Annotated in this window: 15 protein-coding genes and 1 tRNA gene; all 16 read left to right on the top strand. The window is 67.7% G+C overall.

Translation table 11 applies throughout. The features are described 5' to 3' along the window. The first annotated feature begins 103 nt into the window (after positions 1-103). The 16 genes from JOF45_RS08880 to ilvA all read left to right on the top strand — a co-directional run bounded on the left by JOF45_RS08880 (position 104) and on the right by ilvA (position 16,534). Positions 104-1,060 (top strand): GNAT family N-acetyltransferase, encoded by a 957-nt coding sequence (locus JOF45_RS08880; protein WP_210049158.1) that lies wholly within the window; start codon positions 104-106, stop codon positions 1,058-1,060. A gap of 101 nt (positions 1,061-1,161) precedes the next feature. Beyond that, entirely contained in the window at positions 1,162-1,854 is a 693-nt protein-coding gene (locus JOF45_RS13630; RefSeq protein ID WP_210049157.1) for an FtsB family cell division protein, read from the top strand. Beyond that, positions 1,847-2,446, top strand: coding sequence for a DUF501 domain-containing protein (locus JOF45_RS08870; protein ID WP_210049156.1), 600 nt, complete (start codon positions 1,847-1,849; stop codon positions 2,444-2,446). The genes JOF45_RS13630 and JOF45_RS08870 overlap by 8 nt, the downstream gene beginning before the upstream one ends. Then, on the top strand, positions 2,439-3,467 hold the full coding sequence (locus JOF45_RS08865; protein WP_210049155.1) for a Ppx/GppA phosphatase family protein: 1,029 nt from the start codon (positions 2,439-2,441) through the stop codon (positions 3,465-3,467). The genes JOF45_RS08870 and JOF45_RS08865 overlap by 8 nt, the downstream gene beginning before the upstream one ends. Next, a complete protein-coding gene (locus tag JOF45_RS08860; protein ID WP_210049154.1) occupies positions 3,464-5,104 on the top strand; it encodes a S8 family peptidase in 1,641 nt (546 codons plus the stop codon). The genes JOF45_RS08865 and JOF45_RS08860 overlap by 4 nt, the downstream gene beginning before the upstream one ends. 35 nt (positions 5,105-5,139) lie before the next feature. Beyond that, positions 5,140-6,543 carry an NAD(P)/FAD-dependent oxidoreductase gene (locus JOF45_RS08855; protein WP_210049153.1) on the top strand — a complete coding sequence of 468 codons (1,404 nt, stop codon included), beginning with the start codon at positions 5,140-5,142 and terminating at the stop codon, positions 6,541-6,543. A gap of 69 nt (positions 6,544-6,612) precedes the next feature. Further along, a tRNA-Leu gene (locus tag JOF45_RS08850) sits at positions 6,613-6,686 on the top strand. Positions 6,687-6,747: 61 nt separating this feature from the next. Beyond that, positions 6,748-7,767 (top strand): LacI family DNA-binding transcriptional regulator, encoded by a 1,020-nt coding sequence (locus tag JOF45_RS08845; RefSeq protein WP_210049152.1) that lies wholly within the window; start codon positions 6,748-6,750, stop codon positions 7,765-7,767. A gap of 151 nt (positions 7,768-7,918) precedes the next feature. Beyond that, positions 7,919-8,983 carry an extracellular solute-binding protein gene (locus JOF45_RS08840; protein WP_210049151.1) on the top strand — a complete coding sequence of 355 codons (1,065 nt, stop codon included), beginning with the start codon at positions 7,919-7,921 and terminating at the stop codon, positions 8,981-8,983. Positions 8,984-8,986: 3 nt separating this feature from the next. Beyond that, a complete protein-coding gene (locus tag JOF45_RS13320) occupies positions 8,987-9,880 on the top strand; it encodes an ABC transporter permease (protein WP_210049150.1) in 894 nt (297 codons plus the stop codon). Next, positions 9,877-10,659 carry an ABC transporter permease gene (locus tag JOF45_RS08830; RefSeq protein ID WP_210049149.1) on the top strand — a complete coding sequence of 261 codons (783 nt, stop codon included), beginning with the start codon at positions 9,877-9,879 and terminating at the stop codon, positions 10,657-10,659. Before JOF45_RS13320 ends, JOF45_RS08830 begins: the two co-directional genes overlap by 4 nt. Further along, positions 10,656-11,741, top strand: a complete 1,086-nt coding sequence (locus JOF45_RS08825) for an ABC transporter ATP-binding protein (RefSeq protein ID WP_210049148.1) — start codon at positions 10,656-10,658, stop codon at positions 11,739-11,741. Before JOF45_RS08830 ends, JOF45_RS08825 begins: the two co-directional genes overlap by 4 nt. After that, the gene (locus JOF45_RS08820; RefSeq protein ID WP_210049147.1) at positions 11,742-12,554 is read left to right on the top strand and encodes an MBL fold metallo-hydrolase; all 813 of its coding nucleotides are present in this window, start codon (positions 11,742-11,744) and stop codon (positions 12,552-12,554) included. 157 nt (positions 12,555-12,711) lie between these two features. Then, positions 12,712-13,629: a Bax inhibitor-1/YccA family protein gene (locus tag JOF45_RS08815; protein WP_210049146.1), complete on the top strand. Its 918-nt coding sequence runs from the start codon at positions 12,712-12,714 to the stop codon at positions 13,627-13,629. Between the two features lie 105 nt (positions 13,630-13,734). Further along, positions 13,735-15,261: an AI-2E family transporter gene (locus JOF45_RS08810; protein ID WP_210049145.1), complete on the top strand. Its 1,527-nt coding sequence runs from the start codon at positions 13,735-13,737 to the stop codon at positions 15,259-15,261. Beyond that, positions 15,251-16,534, top strand: coding sequence for a threonine ammonia-lyase (gene ilvA, locus JOF45_RS08805; protein WP_210049144.1), 1,284 nt, complete (start codon positions 15,251-15,253; stop codon positions 16,532-16,534). Before JOF45_RS08810 ends, ilvA begins: the two co-directional genes overlap by 11 nt. Positions 16,535-16,674: the final 140 nt, after the last annotated feature.

The following is a 16,674-nucleotide window of genomic DNA, read 5'->3' as shown; positions in this document are numbered from 1 at the left end:
TTCAGCGCCGGCACAGCGCGAGCGGCGAACGCTTTGCGTCATGTTACGCACAGGTTTAGACTCGCTGAGCTGTTAGAGAACTGTCGCACCCAAAGGACCCGCGATGAGCACCACGCCCGAGGAGACATCCTCCCGCCTCGCCCTCGATTCCGGACTGACCGTCCGCCCCTGGGCAGAGGGCGATGACCTCAGGCTCCTCGAAGTCTGGGGAGACCCGGAGAACCCGATGCATCATGCCGACCGCGGCCTGCTGCGTCCTTCGTCCAACGAGCCCTGGTCACGCTGCATCGTCGCCGAGCATGAAGGCGTCCCGGTGGCCGCCGCCACGATCTTCCGCTCCTCGCTGCACCCGGACCGGCTCTCCTTCTACGCGGAGGTCGCCCCTGAGCACCGCCGCCGGGGTGTGGCCGCTCAGCTGCTCGAGATCCTCGAGGCCGAGCTGCCCAACTGCGGCACGCAGAACCTCAAGGCCCGGGTGGCCAAACACTCGGCCGCCCAGTGCTTCCTGAAGGACAACGGCTTCCAGAAAGTCCAGCGCTCCCGCCGCGTCACCGTCCAGCCCGGAGCCCTGAAGCTGCCGGACCTGGATGCGGCTCAGCTGGACCTCGAGGACCTGGCCACCGGCTCGGTGGAGCTGTCCCAGCTGGTCGCAGAGTTCTACAACGCCGTCCACGAGTGGGACCGCGCGGAGATGACGGTGGGCAAGGCGCAGCAGCTGCTGCTTGCTCCCGAGACCGGCGCCTCGGGCGCCGTCGTGCTGCGCGATGTCTCGGCCCAGGGCGCCAAGCCGATCCTGGCCTTCGCGGTCAGCTACACCGCTGAGCGTACGGAGGATCCGGCCGATGTCCTGCTGGGGTGGAACCCGGAGCTGGACGAGGAGCAGGCCGGCTCGGCCGCCCGCGCGCTGTTGGCCCTGGTCTCTGCCCGCTACCCGGTCACTGTGGAGGTGGACGACTCCATGGGGCCGCTGAAGCAGGTCATCGACGAGCTGACCGACAACGGGCTGGCCGATTCTGACTTCGATGCCCTGATCTACGTCCGGGATCTCAGCACCTCCTGAAGCGGCGGTCTCGGGCACACGCGTGTTCCTCAGGGAACGACGGCGACTGCTCGTCTACTCTGAAGTTCCAAGCCCGTTACCTTCCCCGGAGGCGATGACCTGTGTCCCGCAGCACGAAGAAAGAGCAGCGTGCCGCCTCTCGTGCCCGGCAGAAGCAGGCCCGCAGGTTCGAAGAGCGTGAGCAGGTCTCCGGCGAGATCAGGACTCCTGCCGACATCACCGCCAAGCGGGCCAGGCGCAGTGCGGTGGCTCCTGCCGTCCAGGCCAAGCCCGCGCCCAAGACCCCTGCCAGCAGCAGGACCCTGGTCCCGGAGAGGACCTTCTCCGGGCGACTGATCGTGCTGACCCTGGTCACCCTGGTGGTCATCTCCTTCCTGGTGCCCACCGTCCGCACCTATTTCCAGCAGCGCGCCGAGATCTCCGAGCTGGAGGCCGACATCGCCGAGGAGCAGGAGCTCCAGGCCGAGCTGGAGACGGACCTGGCCCGCTGGGAGGATCCCGACTACGTGCGGCAGCAGGCCCGTGAGCGCATCAACCTGGTCATGCCGGGGGAGCGGCAGTACCACGTGATCGGCGAGCCGGAGATCTCTTCCGACATCCCCGAACACCATGAACCCGGCGAGGTCCGCACCGACCTGCCCTGGGGAGACGCCCTGTGGGACTCGCTGGTCCGAGCCGCCTCCGAGGATGAGCCCGCGGACGATGAACCCGCAGAGGAGCCAGCGGCTGAGGATGCCCCGCAGGACACCGCCGATGCCGCCCAAGACCCCAGCGCAGGAGAGACACATGACTGATCGCACCCCCACCCAGGAGGACTTGGACGCCCTCTCTCTGCAGCTGGGACGACCGGTGCGCGACGTCGTCGAGATCCCCGCCCGCTGCCGCTGCGGCAACCCGCTGGTCGCAGCCACCGCACCACGGCTGAGCAACGGGATCCCGTTCCCCACCACCTTCTACCTCACCCACCCCACCATCACGGCGGCGGTCTCCCGTCAGGAGGCCGAGGGGGTCATGGCCGAGATGTCACAGCGTCTGCAGGAGGACGAGGAGCTGGCGGGACGGCATCGTCAGGCCCATGAGAACTATCTGCAGGAGCGCGAGCGCATCCGCGAGGCCGCTCAGCTGGAGCCGGTCTGGGAGATCGAGGGAATCAGCGCAGGAGGCTACCCCGAGCGGGTCAAATGCCTGCACGTGCTGGTCGGCCACTCTCTGGCCGTAGGCCGGGGCATCACGCCGCTGGGGGATGAGGGCCTGGACCTGATCGCCGAGGAATGGGCCCCGCAGGTGTGCACGTGTGCCACCGCCTGGGACCACGAGGCAGAGATCCCCACCCGCGACCTCAGCCGCCACGTCCGTCGTCTGGAGCAGGAGAGCACAGATGGTTGAAGCAGGTGTTGCCCAGGCAGCGGCCCGGAGGACTGCCGCCATCGACTGCGGAACCAACTCCATCCGCCTGCTGATCGCCGACGTCGTCGACGGGGTGCTGACCGATGTGGTCCGCGAGATGACAGTGGTCCGCCTGGGCGAGGGCGTGGACCGCACCGGAGAGTTCTCCGCCGCCGCCCTCCAGCGCACCTTCGCCGCCGTGGACCGCTACGCCGAGCTGATCCGGCACCACGGTGTGGCGGCCCAGAACATCCGCTTCGTGGCGACCTCCGCCTCCCGCGACGTGGAGAACCGCGACGAGTTCGTCGCCGGCGTCTCCGCGCGGCTCAGCAGCGAGGAGCATACGGTCGTCCCTGAGGTCATCCCGGGCAGCGAGGAGGCCGAGCTCTCCTTCTCCGGAGCGGCCGCCACCCTGGCCACACATCTGGAGGGTCGTCGCGTGCTCGTGGTGGACCTCGGCGGAGGATCCACCGAATTCGTCCTGGGCACCATCGCCCGCGACGACTCCGGACGGCTCAGCGCAGAGGCCGGCCCGGCGCTCTCGACCGACATGGGCTGCGTGCGCTTCACCGAGCGCCACCTGCATTCGGACCCTCCCACGCAGGAGGAGATCTCCGCAGCGCGGGCCGAGATCCGCCGGTTCCTCGAGGAGGTGGGCCGGCACGTCCCTCTGGAGCAGGCCGAGGCGGTGGTCGGCGTCGCCGGGACTGTCACCACCATCACCGCCCACGCGCTGGGCCTGGAGAGCTACGATCCCGACCGCATTGACTCCACCGAGCTCAGCATCGATGATGTCCGGAATGCGTCGCTGAGCCTGCTGCACGCCCCCCGGGATGAGCGCGCGCAGCTGCCCTTCATGCACCCCGGCAGAGTGGACGTGATCGGCTCGGGCGCGCTGATCTGGAGCACAGTACTGGAACACATCCATGAGATGACCAGCGGCCGTGTGACCGCTGCAGCGGCGTCGGAGCATGACATCTTGGACGGGATCGCGCTGTCCGCGGGCAAGGGAGAAGGATGAACGGAAAGATCAAGCAGACCGCCGGTCTGGCTGCAGCGGCGGCTCTGCTGACTCCGCTGGCCTCGGCGCCCTCGGTGGTCAACGCTCCGGAAGCCTCTGCCGATGCCTGGCGCGACACCCAGTACTACCTCGAGGACTACGGGATCGAGGACGCCTGGGAGACCACCCGTGGTGAGGACGTGACCATCGCGGTGCTGGACACCGGCGTGGACAGCGACCACCCCACTCTGGAAGGCGCAGTGGTCGACGGCACCGACATCTCGGGAGCCGGCGACGGCGACGGCGGACCGGTCGAGGACCAGATGGCGGCATGGCACGGCACCTCTGTCGCCTCGCTGGCGGCCGGACGCGGCCATGAGCCCACTGACGACGAGGTCGAGGAGGCGCCCGGAGAGGGCGGCACCGGCGAGTACGAAGACCTCAGTGACGAGGAGTGGGAGGAGGTCCTCGACGAGCTCGAGGAGGACTTCCAGGAGATCTACGGCGACGACTGGGAAGACATCGTCCAAGACATCTACGGTGAGGACTGGCGCGAGGAGATCCGTGATGACCTCGAGCAGATGGGGACCTCCGGCCTCAAGCAGATGGGGGCCTCCGGCCTGACCGCCGAGGGCCTCGCCCCGGCCACCTCCGGCGCGGTCGCGTCGCAGGCACCGGCCCCGGCCGATGAGGAGGACGAGGAGTCCGGTGGCGACGGCGATTCCAGCGATGAGGGCGGCGATGACGACGACTCCGGTGGGCTCATCGGAGTGGCTCCGGAGGCCGATGTCCTCAGCGCCTCCCTGCTGCTGGCCGACTCCAACCCGCACGGTCCCAACGCTGATGACCAGATCGCCGAGGCCGTGGTCTGGGCCGTGGACAATGGGGCCGACATCATCAACATGTCCGTCGGCTCGGGCACCCAGGAGTGGCCCGAGTCCTGGGATGAAGCCTTCCTGCACGCCGCGGAGAACGACGTGCTGGTGGTCGCCTCGGCCGGAAACCGCGGCTCCGGCCATATGTCGGCCGGCGCGCCCGCCACCATCCCCGGCGTGCTGACCGTGGCCGGGCTGGACGAGGACCGAAACATCTCCCAGGACGCCTCCACGCAGGGCATCGCGGTGGACATCGCGGCCGCCGGTGAGCGCGTCCCCGGCGGTGACCTCGACGGCGGCTACCACCTGTGGGACGGCACGTCGGCCGCAGCGCCGATCGTCTCCGGAGCCGCGGCCCTGGTGATGGCCGCCCACCCGGACCTCAGCGCTCCGGAGGTCATGCACCGTCTGGTGGAGACCGCCGATCCGGAGGACGGGGACGACGGCATCGACCCCGAATACGGCCACGGTGTGCTCAACGTGGACCAGGCGGTCAACGGTGAAGACGTCCCGGAGTTCGACGAGAGCGACTACGGCACGCTCGAGGAGTGGATCCGCGTGCACCGCCGCGATGATGACGCCGCCGGCGGCCACGAGGACATCCCGGAAGGCTCCAGCGTGGAGGCGGGGCCGGCGGGCGATCCGCGCGAGCGTCCCCAGGCCGCCGACGCACAGACCGTCCAGGACTGGGCCGGGCCCGCTGTGCTGGGCGTGGCAGGCCTGCTCGCCGTCGCGGTCATCGCCGTGGCTGCCGTGCACCTGAGCTCACGCCGTAAGGGGTGAGTTGGGGTGCGGCCGTCTGTATTAGGATGGCGCACATGGCAATCTCGCAGAAGCTCTCAGAGAAACCTCGTGTCCTGATCGTCGGCGGCGGCTACGTCGGCCTGACCGCAGCCAAGCTGCTGCAGAAGAAGGTGAAGGCCGAAGGCGGTGTGGTCACCATGGTGGACCCGCTGCCGTACATGACCTACCAGCCCTTCCTGCCGGAGGTCGTCGGTGGCCACATCGAGGCGCGCCATGCTGTGGTCAACCACCGCAAGCACCTGAAGGACACTGAGATCCTCACCGGCAAGGTCACCTCTGTGGACCCTGAGGCCAAGGTGGCCGTGGTCGGCATCGGTGACCCGGAGCAGGGCGAGGTCGAGAGCGTCGAGGTTCCCTACCAGGACATCATCATGGCCGCCGGTGCGACCACCCGCACCTTCCCGATCGAAGGGCTGGCCGAGCAGGGCATCGGTCTGAAGACCATCGAAGAGGCGCTGAGCCTGCGCAACCACATCCTGGAGCGCATCGAGACAGCCTCCACGATGACCGACGAGAAGGCCAAGTCCCGTGCTCTGAGCTTCACCGTGGTCGGCGGCGGATTCGCCGGCGTCGAGGCCATCGCTGAGATGGAGGACATCGTCCGTGCCGCGGTTGACCACAACCCGCGCCTGAGCCAGTCGGATGTGCGGATCGTGATGGTCGAGGCCATGGGTCGGATCATGCCCGAGGTCTCTGAGGAGCAGGCCGAGGGCGTGGTGGAGCACCTGCGCAGCCGCGGCGTCGAGGTCCTGCTCAACACCTCCCTGGGCTCCGCCGTCGACGGCGAGCTGCAGCTGATCAACATGGCGGACAAGTCCGAGATCGACCGGTTCGAGGCAGACACCCTGGTCTGGACCGCCGGCGTGGCCGCCAATGCAGTGGCCAAGTCCTCCGGCTTCCCGGTCGACGAGCGCGGCCGCATCAAGGGCTCTGTCACTCTGCAGATCACCGATGACGAGGGCAAGGCTGTCGAGGGGGCTTGGGCCGCCGGCGACATCGCTGCGACTCCGGACCTCACCGGCAAGGGGCCGGGCGGGTTCTGCGTCCCCAACGCCCAGCACGCCGTGCGTCAGACCAAGCAGCTGGTCAAGAACCTGCTGGCGGCACGCTATGGCGAGGGCACAGTCGAGGAGTACAAGCACGAGTCTCTCGGCGCCGTCGCAGGCCTGGGTCTCTACAAGGGCGTGGGCAACCCCATGGGCATCAAGCTCAAGGGCTTTCCCGCATGGCTGGCTCACCGCGGCTACCACGGCTACGCGATTCCCACTGTGGAGCGCACTGTCCGTGTGGCCGGCGGGTGGATCAACGAGATGCTCTTCGGCCGCGACTTCACTGCTCTGCGGGATCTGGAGACCCCGCGCCGACAGTTCGAGGAGGCCGCAGGCGGCGGTAAGAAGAAGGACAAGGCCGCCAAGTAGGTCCGCTCAGCGGGAGCTGATACACAGAACATCCAGGGAAGCGGGTCGTCTCCGGGCGGCCCGCTTTCTGCCCCTATAGCCCAACTGGCAGAGGCGGCGGACTTAAAATCCGTTCAGTCCGGGTTCGAACCCCGGTGGGGGCACGATCAAGCCGAAGGCAGTGCCTGACAGAGCGGGACACCTGGCACATATAGACTGCGGCCTGTGCCACGCCCCTCGCTCCGCGACGTCGCCGCACAGGCCGGCGTCTCCGTCTCTCTGGTCAGCTACGCCCTGAACGGGAACGGGCGGGTCTCCGAGGAGACCCGCGGCAGAATCCTGCAGGTGGCCGACGAGCTGGGCTACCGCGGCAACCGGCATGCCAGGATGCTGCGCACCGGACGGGGCGTGGACATCGGGGTCATCATCAGGAACCTCCGCAACCCGTTTTTTCTGGACGGCCTGGCTGCGATGGAGGAGCAGGCCCGGGACGAAGGGCGTGCGGTCCTGGTCACCAACTCCCAGTACGACCTGCAGGAGCAGCAGGACCTGCTGGCCCATTTCGCCCAGCTGGGTGTGGGCGGCATCGTGATCGCTCCCATCGGCGGGGCTGAGCCTCTGCGCGAGTGGATGCAGACTCATCCGCAGATCGGCGTGGTGGCGCTGAACCTGGATATGGGAGACGAGGAGTCGGCCGCGCCGGAGGGCCTGTCGACCATCAATCCGGACCACGTCGCGGTGGTCTGTGAGGCCCTCGCCCATTTCCAGGAGCGCGGCCACCGGAGGATCGACTTCATCGCCGCTCCGGCCGAGGCGGCCGCAGATGCGGTGCGGGAGAAGGTCTTCCAGCAGGAGTGCGGCCGACGCCGCCTCACCGGGCGGATCCTGCGCTCAGCTCTGCGGCCGGAGGTGGTGGAGGAGCTGGTGGTGGAGGAGCTGCGCAGGCGCGTCCTGGACTCTTCGCACCCGGAGCACCCTTGTTATCTGCTGAACAGCGATCACCTCGCCGTCGCCGTCTATGGGGCGGCGGCCCGTCTGGGTCTGCGAGTGGGGAGGGATGTGAGCGTCATCGGACATGACGACCTCCCGACGTCGGCCCTGCTCGCACCGGCGCTGACCACCGTCGCCTTCGACCGCGCCCGCATCGGGGTTGAGGCCCTGCGCCTGCTCCGCGAGGAGCTGGTGGAGCGCCTGGTGTTGCCGGTGACCCTGCGGCGGCGGGACTCCGTGGCCGATCTGGCCTGAGCCGCCCTCCTGCGGGGCAAGCTTCATCTCTGCGACCCGTGCCGTTCGCTTTCTCTTCACTCTGTGCTGAAACGTTTGAACTCGCGCAGGACGACTGCGCAGGAGCCTTCTGCTCCGACCCGACATTCTGATCACCGCACAGGAGACAGCTATGCGCCGCCCAGCCACCACTGTCAGAACCGCAACCGTCGCCTCTACCTCTTTCGCAGCCCTTCTGCTCCTTTCCGCATGCGGGGGAGGGGAGGACGATTCGGTCTCCGCAGAGCTGGAGCACGAGTCCGACGGCAGCACCGTCATCACCTACAACAGCCCCGCCGAGTGGGCGAACTTCGGCGAGGTTCTCACCGAGTTCTCCGCCGCCTCCGGGATCGAGGCGCCCAACGATCCGAAGAACTCCGGCCAGGCTCTCTCCGCGCTCCAGACCGAGGCCGCCAATCCGGTGGCCGACGTCGTCTATGTGGGCATCGCCTTCGCCGGACAGCTGGAGGAGGCCGACCTCCTCCAGTCCTACACCCCCGCCGGCACCGAGGACCTCGACGAGGACAGCAGATCCGAGGACGAGTTGTGGCACACGGTCCACTCCGGGACCGTGGCCTTCCTGGTCAACACCGATGCACTGGGCGATGTCCCCGTCCCCGAGTCCTGGGAGGATCTGCTCGACCCGCAGTACGAGGGCATGGTCGGTTATCTGGACCCCTCCCAGGCGGCCGTGGGCTACTCCGTGGCCACTGCGGTCAATCTGGCTCTCGGCGGAGACCTCGACGACTGGCAGCCCGGCCTGGACTACCTGGAGGAGCTCTCCGAGAACGGTGCCGTGACCCCGGCGCAGACCGCCACTGCCTCGCTCTCCCAGGGAGAGATCCCCATCCTGATCGACGCCGACTTCAACGGCTATAACCTTCAGGAGGAGGGCAGCAACATCGAGGTCGTCATCCCTGCCGAAGGCAGCCTCGAGATCCCCTATGTGGTCGGCCTGGTCAACGAGGCTCCGCAGCCGAACAACGGGAAGAACCTGCTGGACTTCTATTTCTCCGAGGACGGCCAACGGCTCTTCTCCGAAGGCTTCATGCGCCCGGCCGGCGGCGAGTTCCCGGAGGAGCTTGAAGGGCAGGTGCTGCCGCCTGAGGAATACGAGCGCGCAGAAACCGTGGACTACGCGCAGATGGGCGAGGTCCAAGAGGAGTTCACCGAGATGTATGACCAGCAGGCGCGCTGAGCCGTGACGGTCTCACCACGATCCCTGGGAGCCGGTCGCCGGCGCGGGCTCAGAGGGAGTCCGGACGCCCGCTTCGCCTCTCTGCCGGCGGCGCTGCCCGGCATCCTGGTGCTTCTGGTCTTCGGAGCGGTTCCGCTGGGCATCCTCACGCTGACCGCACTGGGCCTCGGAGCCGCCGGGAGCGGTGAGGAGCCGGGGTTCACGCTGGGACACCTCCTGCAGGTCTTCGCCGACCCCGGGCTGCGCACCGAGCTGTGGAACTCTGCGTTGGTGGGCATCGGCTCGGTGATCATCATGCTGGTGGTGGGGGTCCCGCTGACCCTGGCCATGTCCCGGCATGAGCAGAACCGTCCGGTCTCGGTGCTGGTCAACGTGATCTTCACGCTGCCGATCGCCCTGCCCGGGATTGTGGTCGGCTTCTTCACCATCCTCATGCTGGGTCGGACCGGGTTGTTCGCGCAGGCCGGTCCGGCCTTCGGAGGGATGGCCTATGCTCTGCCGGGCATCTTCGCGGCCTACATCTACTTCTCCTTCCCTCGGGTCATCGGTCCGTTGCGGGCCGTGATGACCTCCTTCGACCACTCCCTGCTGGAGACCGCCCGCACTCTGGGCGCCTCCAGGGTGAGGACCTTCTTCACCGTCTCCCTACCGATCGTCCTGCCCGCGGTGGTCGAGGTTCTCGGCACCGCCGCGGCGGTCACCATCGGCGGCTACGGCACCATCGCGACGCTCTCGCAGGGGGAGCGGCTGCTGGCGCTCTCCGTTGCCGACGAGCTGTCCAACCACTACCAGGTGGCCTCGGCCTCGGGCCTGGCCATCGTGCTTGCCCTGCTGGCCGCAGGGACACTTGGGCTGTCCCGCTCCCTGGCCCATCTCCTGGAGAGGAGCAGACGATGAACACCGTCGGCATCCGTATCGCCGTGACCCTGTGTGTGGTCTTCGTGCTCTTCCCGGTGCTGCTCTCCTTCGCAGCGGCCACCAGCGTGAACTCCGCCCAGGGGCTCTGGGGCGACGGATTCACCGGCGAATGGTTGGCGACTGCCTGGGAACAGATCCGTCCCACGCTGGGGCGCAGCGCCGTCGTCGCGGCGGCAGTGGTGGCGGCCAACCTGGTGATCGGCGGGCCGTTGGCCATGTGGATCGCCCGCAGCGGCTCCGGCCTGAGGCATGCGGTGTCCTTCCTGGCCACGTTGCCTCTGGCGGTGCCCGGCATTGCGCTGAGCATCGGGCTGATCACGGTCTACCCTGAGCTTCGGCCCTCGGGGCTGCTGCTCTTCGCCGGGCATGTGCTGCTGACCCTGCCCTTCACGCTGGCCGCCCTGGTGCCGATCTTCGCCGACCGGGAGCTGCGTGCCTGCGAGGATGTGGCCCTGAGCTTGGGGTCCTCCTCTGCTCGGGTGCTGGCCACGGTGACGGTACCGGTCAGCGCCGCCGCCCTGGCGCAGGCGGTGATCACGACCTTTGCGCTCTCCTTCGGCGAGTTCAACATCAGCTTCTTCATCAACCCGCCCGCGACGCCGATGGTCCCCTTCGCGTTGTTCGACGCCTACTCCACCCAGCGGCTGGAGCTCGCCTCTGCGAAGACCATGCTGTTCATCCTGTGCATCGTGCCGGTGCTGCTGGCCGTCATGCTCTTCCAACGCTCCAGTCGATCCCAGAAAGGGCCCACACCGTGACCGAAGAGACCTCCGCCGGACTTGTGATCGAGGGCCTGTGCGTCGACTACGACGGCATACGTGCGGTCCATGATCTGAACCTCCACGTCCCCGCCGGCGCCACTCTGGCGATCGTCGGCCCCTCCGGCTGTGGCAAGAGCACCGTGCTGCGCGCCATCGCCGGACTGATCGGGTCCTCGCAGGGGAGCATCCGGCTCGGCGGCCGAGAGCTGACCGACATCCCGGCCACCCGCCGGAACATCGGGTTGGTGCCGCAGAGCTACGCGCTGTTCCCCCACCTGAGCGTGCGCGGGAACATCGAATACGGGCTCCGGGCCAGGGGCGCGGACAAGGAAGCCCGCCGGCGTCGTGTGGACGAGCTGCTGGCCTTCACCGAGCTGGAGCGGTTCGAGCACCGCAAGCCTGCCCACCTCTCCGGAGGTCAGCGGCAGCGCGTCGCCCTGGCACGGGCCATGGCCATCGACCCGGACGTCCTCCTGCTTGATGAGCCGCTGGCGGCCCTGGATCCGCAGCTGCGCAGCGGCATGCGGCGGCAGCTCATCGAGCTGCTGGACGCCACCCGGAGCGTGAACGTGATCGTCACCCATGACCGTCATGAGGCCTTCGCCATGGCTGACACGGTTGCGGTGATGAGGGAGGGCCGCCTGGTGCAAGCCGGGGGTCCGCGGGAGCTGTGGGATCGTCCCGCCGACGGCTTCGTCGCCGACTTCCTGTGTGATGCCGCCATGTTCGAGGCCACGCTCACCGAGCACGGTGTGGAGGCGCTCGGCGGATCCTGGCGCATCCCCTACACCAGCTTCGACGACGTCACGCCGGACGCCGTCGGTCAGCAGGCCCGCCTGCTCGTCAGGCCCACCTCGGTCACTCTGACGCCGGCCGCCGGCACGGAGGTACTGCCGGCCGGCAGTGCTGAGGCGAGGGTCCGCCAGGTGGAGTTCACCGGAGAGGCCACTCTGGCTCAGCTGGAGCTGGACGGCCGGAGCATCACAGTCCAGACCGAGCTGCCCGTCACCAAGGGGGAGCACGTGCACATGACGATCAGCCGACGCGAGGGCGTCGTGCTGGTGGGTGAGGAGAAGTAGATGACGCTGACCGTGGAGATCCTGGGGAGCAACGCGACGGCCCCCAGTGCGGCAGGACCGGCCTCGGGCTACCTGCTGCGCACTGAGGCCGGGATGGTCTTGGTGGACGCGGGTCCCGGGGTGATGGCCGAGTACGTCTCCCGGCACAGCCTCTCCGACCTCCGAGCCATCGTGGTGACGCACCTGCACGCGGACCACTCCCTGGACCTGATGGCATTCGCCTACCGCTGGACCTTCCCGGAGCGGCTGCCCCGGATCCCGCTGTACCTGCCGGAGGAGGACCTCCCGCGGCTGCGCGCCTTCGACGCCGTCTTCGGGATCGACACCCTGCCGGGCATGGAGAGCCCGACCCATGCAGCCTGGGACGTCCGCGGCCTCCGTCTCGACGGCAGCGCGGAGGAGGGCTGGGAGGAGCTGGGCCTGCAGCTGCGCTCCTACCGGGCGCATCACCCGGTGCCCGCCGCCTGTCTGCGCTTCAGCTCCGTCGCTGAGGAGGCCGTGGTGGCCTTCTCCGGGGACACCGGCCATTGCGAGGGTCTGCTGCAGGCCGCGCAGGACGCGGACGTGTTCATCTGTGAGGCCACTTATCTGAAGGCGGATCCGCAGGCCACCGACGGCCATGGGCACCTGACGGCCCGCATGGCCGGGGAGGCCGCAGCCCAAGCCGGGGCAGGGCATCTGGTGCTCAGCCACTTTGGGCTGGACGAGATGCGAGCCGTCGCAGGGGAGCACGTCGCGGAGGTCTTCGACGGAACGGTCTCCGCGGCCGAGCGGGGTGCGGTCTACGGCCCCGGACGCGTCACAGTTTCGTAAATTCTTCTCGCCCAGGGCGATCGGAGGCCCCTCTGCGGCATAGATCACCTGCTGTGGGCGTTAGACTCTGCAGAAACGCGAGCTGTATCCGCCATCCGGTGGGTACTCCGCAGTACGAGGCCTTCTCAACAGCCCCGACAAGGAGTACGGTCACACGATGTCCAACCCGATCTTCAACTCTCAGGCGTTCCCTGATCAGTTCAACGAGCAGAAGCGCGACCGTCGCCGCTTCTACATGGACGATCAGGGTGTGCGGGAGCAGCAGCAGCCCTCCCAGGGCCAGCCCTTCGCTCAGCAGTACGGCATGCCCGGCCAGGCACAGACTGCCGGCCAGCGCGGTGGTGCCGATCCGCTCGAGCAGCAGTACGGTCTTCCGGACGCCGCCGGATCTCAGGGCGCCCCGATGACCTATGACGATGTCATCCGCAAGACAGTGACCTCCTTCGCCGTCCTGCTGGTCGGCGTCGGCCTGGTCGTGACCCTGGGGGCCTTCAGCCCGGGAGCCATGATGCCTCTGATGCTTCCGGCTCTGATCGCCGGCATCGTGCTGGGCTTCGTCAACGCCTTCAAGAAGGAGCCGAATCCCGGCCTGATCCTGGCCTACAGCTTCACCCAGGGCGTGGTGCTCGGCGCCCTCACCATGGTGCTGGAGATGCAGTTCCCCGGCATCGCCCTGCAGGCCGTGCTGGCCACGCTGGCGGTCTTCGGCACAGTGCTGGCCCTGTTCAAGTCCGGCAAGGTCCGTGCCACCCCCAAGCTGAACAAGATGTTCATGGTGGCAGCTATGGCCTACCTGGTCTTCAGCCTGATGAACCTCGGCCTGATGATCTTCACCGACGTCGGCGGCATGTTCGGCCTGCGTGAGGGCTGGCTGGGTCTGGCCATCGGCGCTCTAGCCATTCTGCTGGCCACCTACTCGCTGGTCCTGGACTTCACCAACATCCAGGAGGGTGTGCAGGCCGGCGTCGCACAGAAGTACGGCTGGGCCGCAGCCTTCGGTCTGACGGTCTCCCTGGTCTGGCTCTACATCGAGATTCTGCGCATCATCGCGATCGTACGTTCGATGGCGGACTGACCACGTACACTGCTCAGCTGATCGACGGCGGGTCCGCCTCACGCACCACCGGTGCGGGGCGGGCCCGCCGTTGTCTGTATCGAGATCCATGTCAGGATAGGAACTATGAGCGAGAACACCGTCTCGGATACCGCGCCCGACAGGACCGCCGCCCAGGAAGATCTCCAGAACGGCCTCCAGCAGGGGCCCCCGCAGAAGAGCGATGAGGAGCGTCTCCAGGAAGACATTCCCTGGGGCGTACGCATCGCCGCGGAGTGGTCCTGGCGTGCCATCGTCGTCCTCATCTTCGCCGGTGTGCTGATCTGGCTGCTCAGCTATGTCTCGCTGCTGCTGATTCCGCTGATGGTGGCGGCTCTGTTGGCGACGCTGCTCAAGCCGCTGCACTCGCTGCTGCGCAGGATGAAGATCCCTGAGGTCTTCTCCGCGATCACCACGATCCTGCTCTTCCTGACCTTCGTGTTCGGCCTGCTCTGGCTGGTGGGCCAGGAGATCGCGCAAGGCTTCGCCGATATGGCCGATCAGGTCACCGAGGGTGCGATCGAGCTGGTCAACATGGCCGATGACGTCGCTCAGGGCTTCGGCATCGACATCTCTCCGGACGAGTTCCAGTCCTGGCTGCGTGAGGCCCAGAGCTTCGTCAGTGAGAACTCTGACGCCATCCTCGGCGGGGCGATGGCCGTAGGCTCAGTCGCCGGCAACCTGACCATCGGCGGCATCCTCGCTCTGTTCACCCTGATCTTCTTCCTGGCCGACGGCCGTCGGATCTGGGACTTCGTGGTGAACTTCGTCCCGCGCAAGCACCGTCCGGCCATCCACGGCGCCGGCCGCAAGGGCTGGAAGGCGCTTGGGACCTATATGCGGGTCCAGGTCTTCGTGGCCGCCGTGGACGCCGTCGGCATCGCTCTGGGTGCCTTCATCCTCGGGGTGCCGCTGTGGTTCCCCATCGGTGTGTTGGTGTTCCTGGCCTCGTTCATCCCGATCGTCGGTGCCGTGGCCACCGGAATCATCGCCGTGCTGCTGGCTCTGGTGGCCAACGGGCCGGTGAACGCGCTGCTGATGCTCGGCGTCGTGCTGCTGGTCCAGCAGATCGAGTCCAACGTCCTGCAGCCGATCGTCATGGGTAAGGCAGTCAAGCTCCATCCGCTGGCCGTGGTCCTGGCAGTGACCGCCGGCTCCTCGCTGTTGGGCATCGCCGGCGCGCTCTTCGCCGTGCCGGTGCTGGCCTTCGTCAACAGGGCCACCCAGTACATCGCCAAGGAAGAATGGCGCAACGATGATCTCGCCCTGCAGATGGAGCGAGAACAGAAGGAGGCACTCGTCCTCCAGGAAGCCGCCAGGCAACAGCAGGAGGCCAAGGATGAGGAGGCTCTGACAGCGCTGAAGCGAAGGATCAAGGAGTCGGTGCCGGGGCTGGACCCGGATAAGCCGGCGTTCTCCCGGCGCGGAGGCGTCTCCGGAGCTGACCGGTCTCCGATGGCGGAGGGGCCGCTGGAGCAGGAGCTCGACCCACAGCAGAAGGCTGACCTCCCCAGCGGAGTCACCGGGGCGGAGGCGGCGGCCTCTCAAGCACGCAGCAAGCTCGAAGAGCGCGAAGACGCTCAACAGGAGGAGAAGGACAAGCATGACCGCTGAAGCACTGACAGTGCCCGGGCAGGACCTCAGCGTCCAGCTCGACGACATCCGCTCGGCGGCCGAACTCCTGGACGGCGTCATCGTCAAGACCCCCATGGACCATTCGCGCGCTCTGGGCCGGATGATGGGTGCCACCGTGCACCTGAAGGCGGAGAACCTCCAGCGGGCCGGATCCTTCAAGGTCCGGGGGGCCTACGTGCGCATGGCTCGGCTATCGGCCGAGGAGCGGACCCGCGGCGTCGTCGCGGCCTCAGCCGGCAACCATGCCCAGGGCGTGGCACTGGCAGCGAATAAGCTCGGCATCCATGCCACGATCTTCATGCCCCGCGGGGTCGCGCTGCCCAAGTTGGCGGCCACCCGCGACCACGGCGCCGAAGTGGTCCTCCACGGCTCCTCCGTGGACGAGTCGCTGGCCGAGGCGCAGCGCTATGCCACAGAGACCGGCGCAGTGTTCATCCATCCGTTCAACAGCAACGACGTGGTGGCCGGTCAGGGGACCATCGGCTTGGAGATCCTGGACCAGAACCCGGAGGTGGACACCGTCCTGATGGGGATCGGCGGGGGAGGGCTGCTGGCCGGAACCGCCGTCGCGCTCAAACAGGAGGCGGCCCGCCGCGGACGCGAGATCCGGATCATCGGTGTCCAGGCGGAGAACGCGGCCGCCTATCCGCCCTCGCTGGCCGCTGATGCCCTGGTGCCGATCAAGGGAGTCAAGCGCACCATCGCTGACGGCATCGCCGTGGGCAAGCCGGGCGAGATCCCGTTCGAGATCATCAAAGACCTGGTCGACGATGTGGTCACCGTCAGCGAGAACGCGATCGCCCGGGCGCTGATCTTCCTGCTCGAGCGCTCCAAGATGGTGGTGGAGCCGGCCGGTGCGGTCGGCGTCGCGGCCCTGATGGAAGGCAAGCTGGAGGAGCTGGGGCTCACTGGAGACCAGGCGCCGAAGGACATCGTCGCGGTGCTCTCCGGAGGCAACATCGACCCCATGCTGATGATGCGTGTCATCCAGCACGGTCTGGCCGCGGCCAGCCGTTTCCTGCGGCTCAAGATCATGCTGCAGGACCGTCCGGGTGAGCTCTCCACCATCTCCCGGCTGATCGCGGACACCGACGCCAATGTGACCGGTGTGGACCACAACCCCATCGGCAGCGATCTGTCCATGGGCGATGTCTCCATCACCATCACGATGGAGACCAAGGGGGAGGAACACTCCCAGCAGGTCCTGGAGAACCTGCGCAGCGACGGCTACGAGCCCCTGGTGATCAGCTGACAGGCGATTCGAGCGGGGTTTTGGCCCTTATGACGCCGTTTCAGCGCTCATAAGGGCCAAAACCCCGCTCGAATCGCCTGAGGAAGGCTTCCCCGGACAGACGCAGGCCCCGGATCGATACTCTGATCCGGGGCCTGCGT

It is taken from the genome of Nesterenkonia lacusekhoensis, assembly GCF_017876395.1.
Classification (GTDB): domain Bacteria; phylum Actinomycetota; class Actinomycetes; order Actinomycetales; family Micrococcaceae; genus Nesterenkonia; species Nesterenkonia lacusekhoensis.
The sequence above is the reverse complement of the archived record's forward strand: the minus strand, read 5'-3'. Positions and strand labels throughout refer to the sequence as shown.

What these genes read in the sequence shown, in the direction of transcription:
- JOF45_RS08855 (WP_210049153.1), top strand. Translation starts at nt 5,140, where the DNA reads ATGGCAATCTCGCAGAAGCTCTCAGAGAAACCTCGTGTCCTGATCGTC.
- JOF45_RS08865 (WP_210049155.1), top strand. Translation starts at nt 2,439, where the DNA reads ATGGTTGAAGCAGGTGTTGCCCAGGCAGCGGCCCGGAGGACTGCCGCC.
- JOF45_RS08810 (WP_210049145.1), top strand. Translation starts at nt 13,735, where the DNA reads ATGAGCGAGAACACCGTCTCGGATACCGCGCCCGACAGGACCGCCGCC.
- ilvA (WP_210049144.1), top strand. Translation starts at nt 15,251, where the DNA reads ATGACCGCTGAAGCACTGACAGTGCCCGGGCAGGACCTCAGCGTCCAG.
- JOF45_RS08860 (WP_210049154.1), top strand. Translation starts at nt 3,464, where the DNA reads ATGAACGGAAAGATCAAGCAGACCGCCGGTCTGGCTGCAGCGGCGGCT.
- JOF45_RS08820 (WP_210049147.1), top strand. Translation starts at nt 11,742, where the DNA reads ATGACGCTGACCGTGGAGATCCTGGGGAGCAACGCGACGGCCCCCAGT.
- JOF45_RS08840 (WP_210049151.1), top strand. Translation starts at nt 7,919, where the DNA reads ATGCGCCGCCCAGCCACCACTGTCAGAACCGCAACCGTCGCCTCTACC.
- JOF45_RS08880 (WP_210049158.1), top strand. Translation starts at nt 104, where the DNA reads ATGAGCACCACGCCCGAGGAGACATCCTCCCGCCTCGCCCTCGATTCC.
- JOF45_RS08870 (WP_210049156.1), top strand. Translation starts at nt 1,847, where the DNA reads ATGACTGATCGCACCCCCACCCAGGAGGACTTGGACGCCCTCTCTCTG.
- JOF45_RS08815 (WP_210049146.1), top strand. Translation starts at nt 12,712, where the DNA reads ATGTCCAACCCGATCTTCAACTCTCAGGCGTTCCCTGATCAGTTCAAC.
- JOF45_RS08830 (WP_210049149.1), top strand. Translation starts at nt 9,877, where the DNA reads ATGAACACCGTCGGCATCCGTATCGCCGTGACCCTGTGTGTGGTCTTC.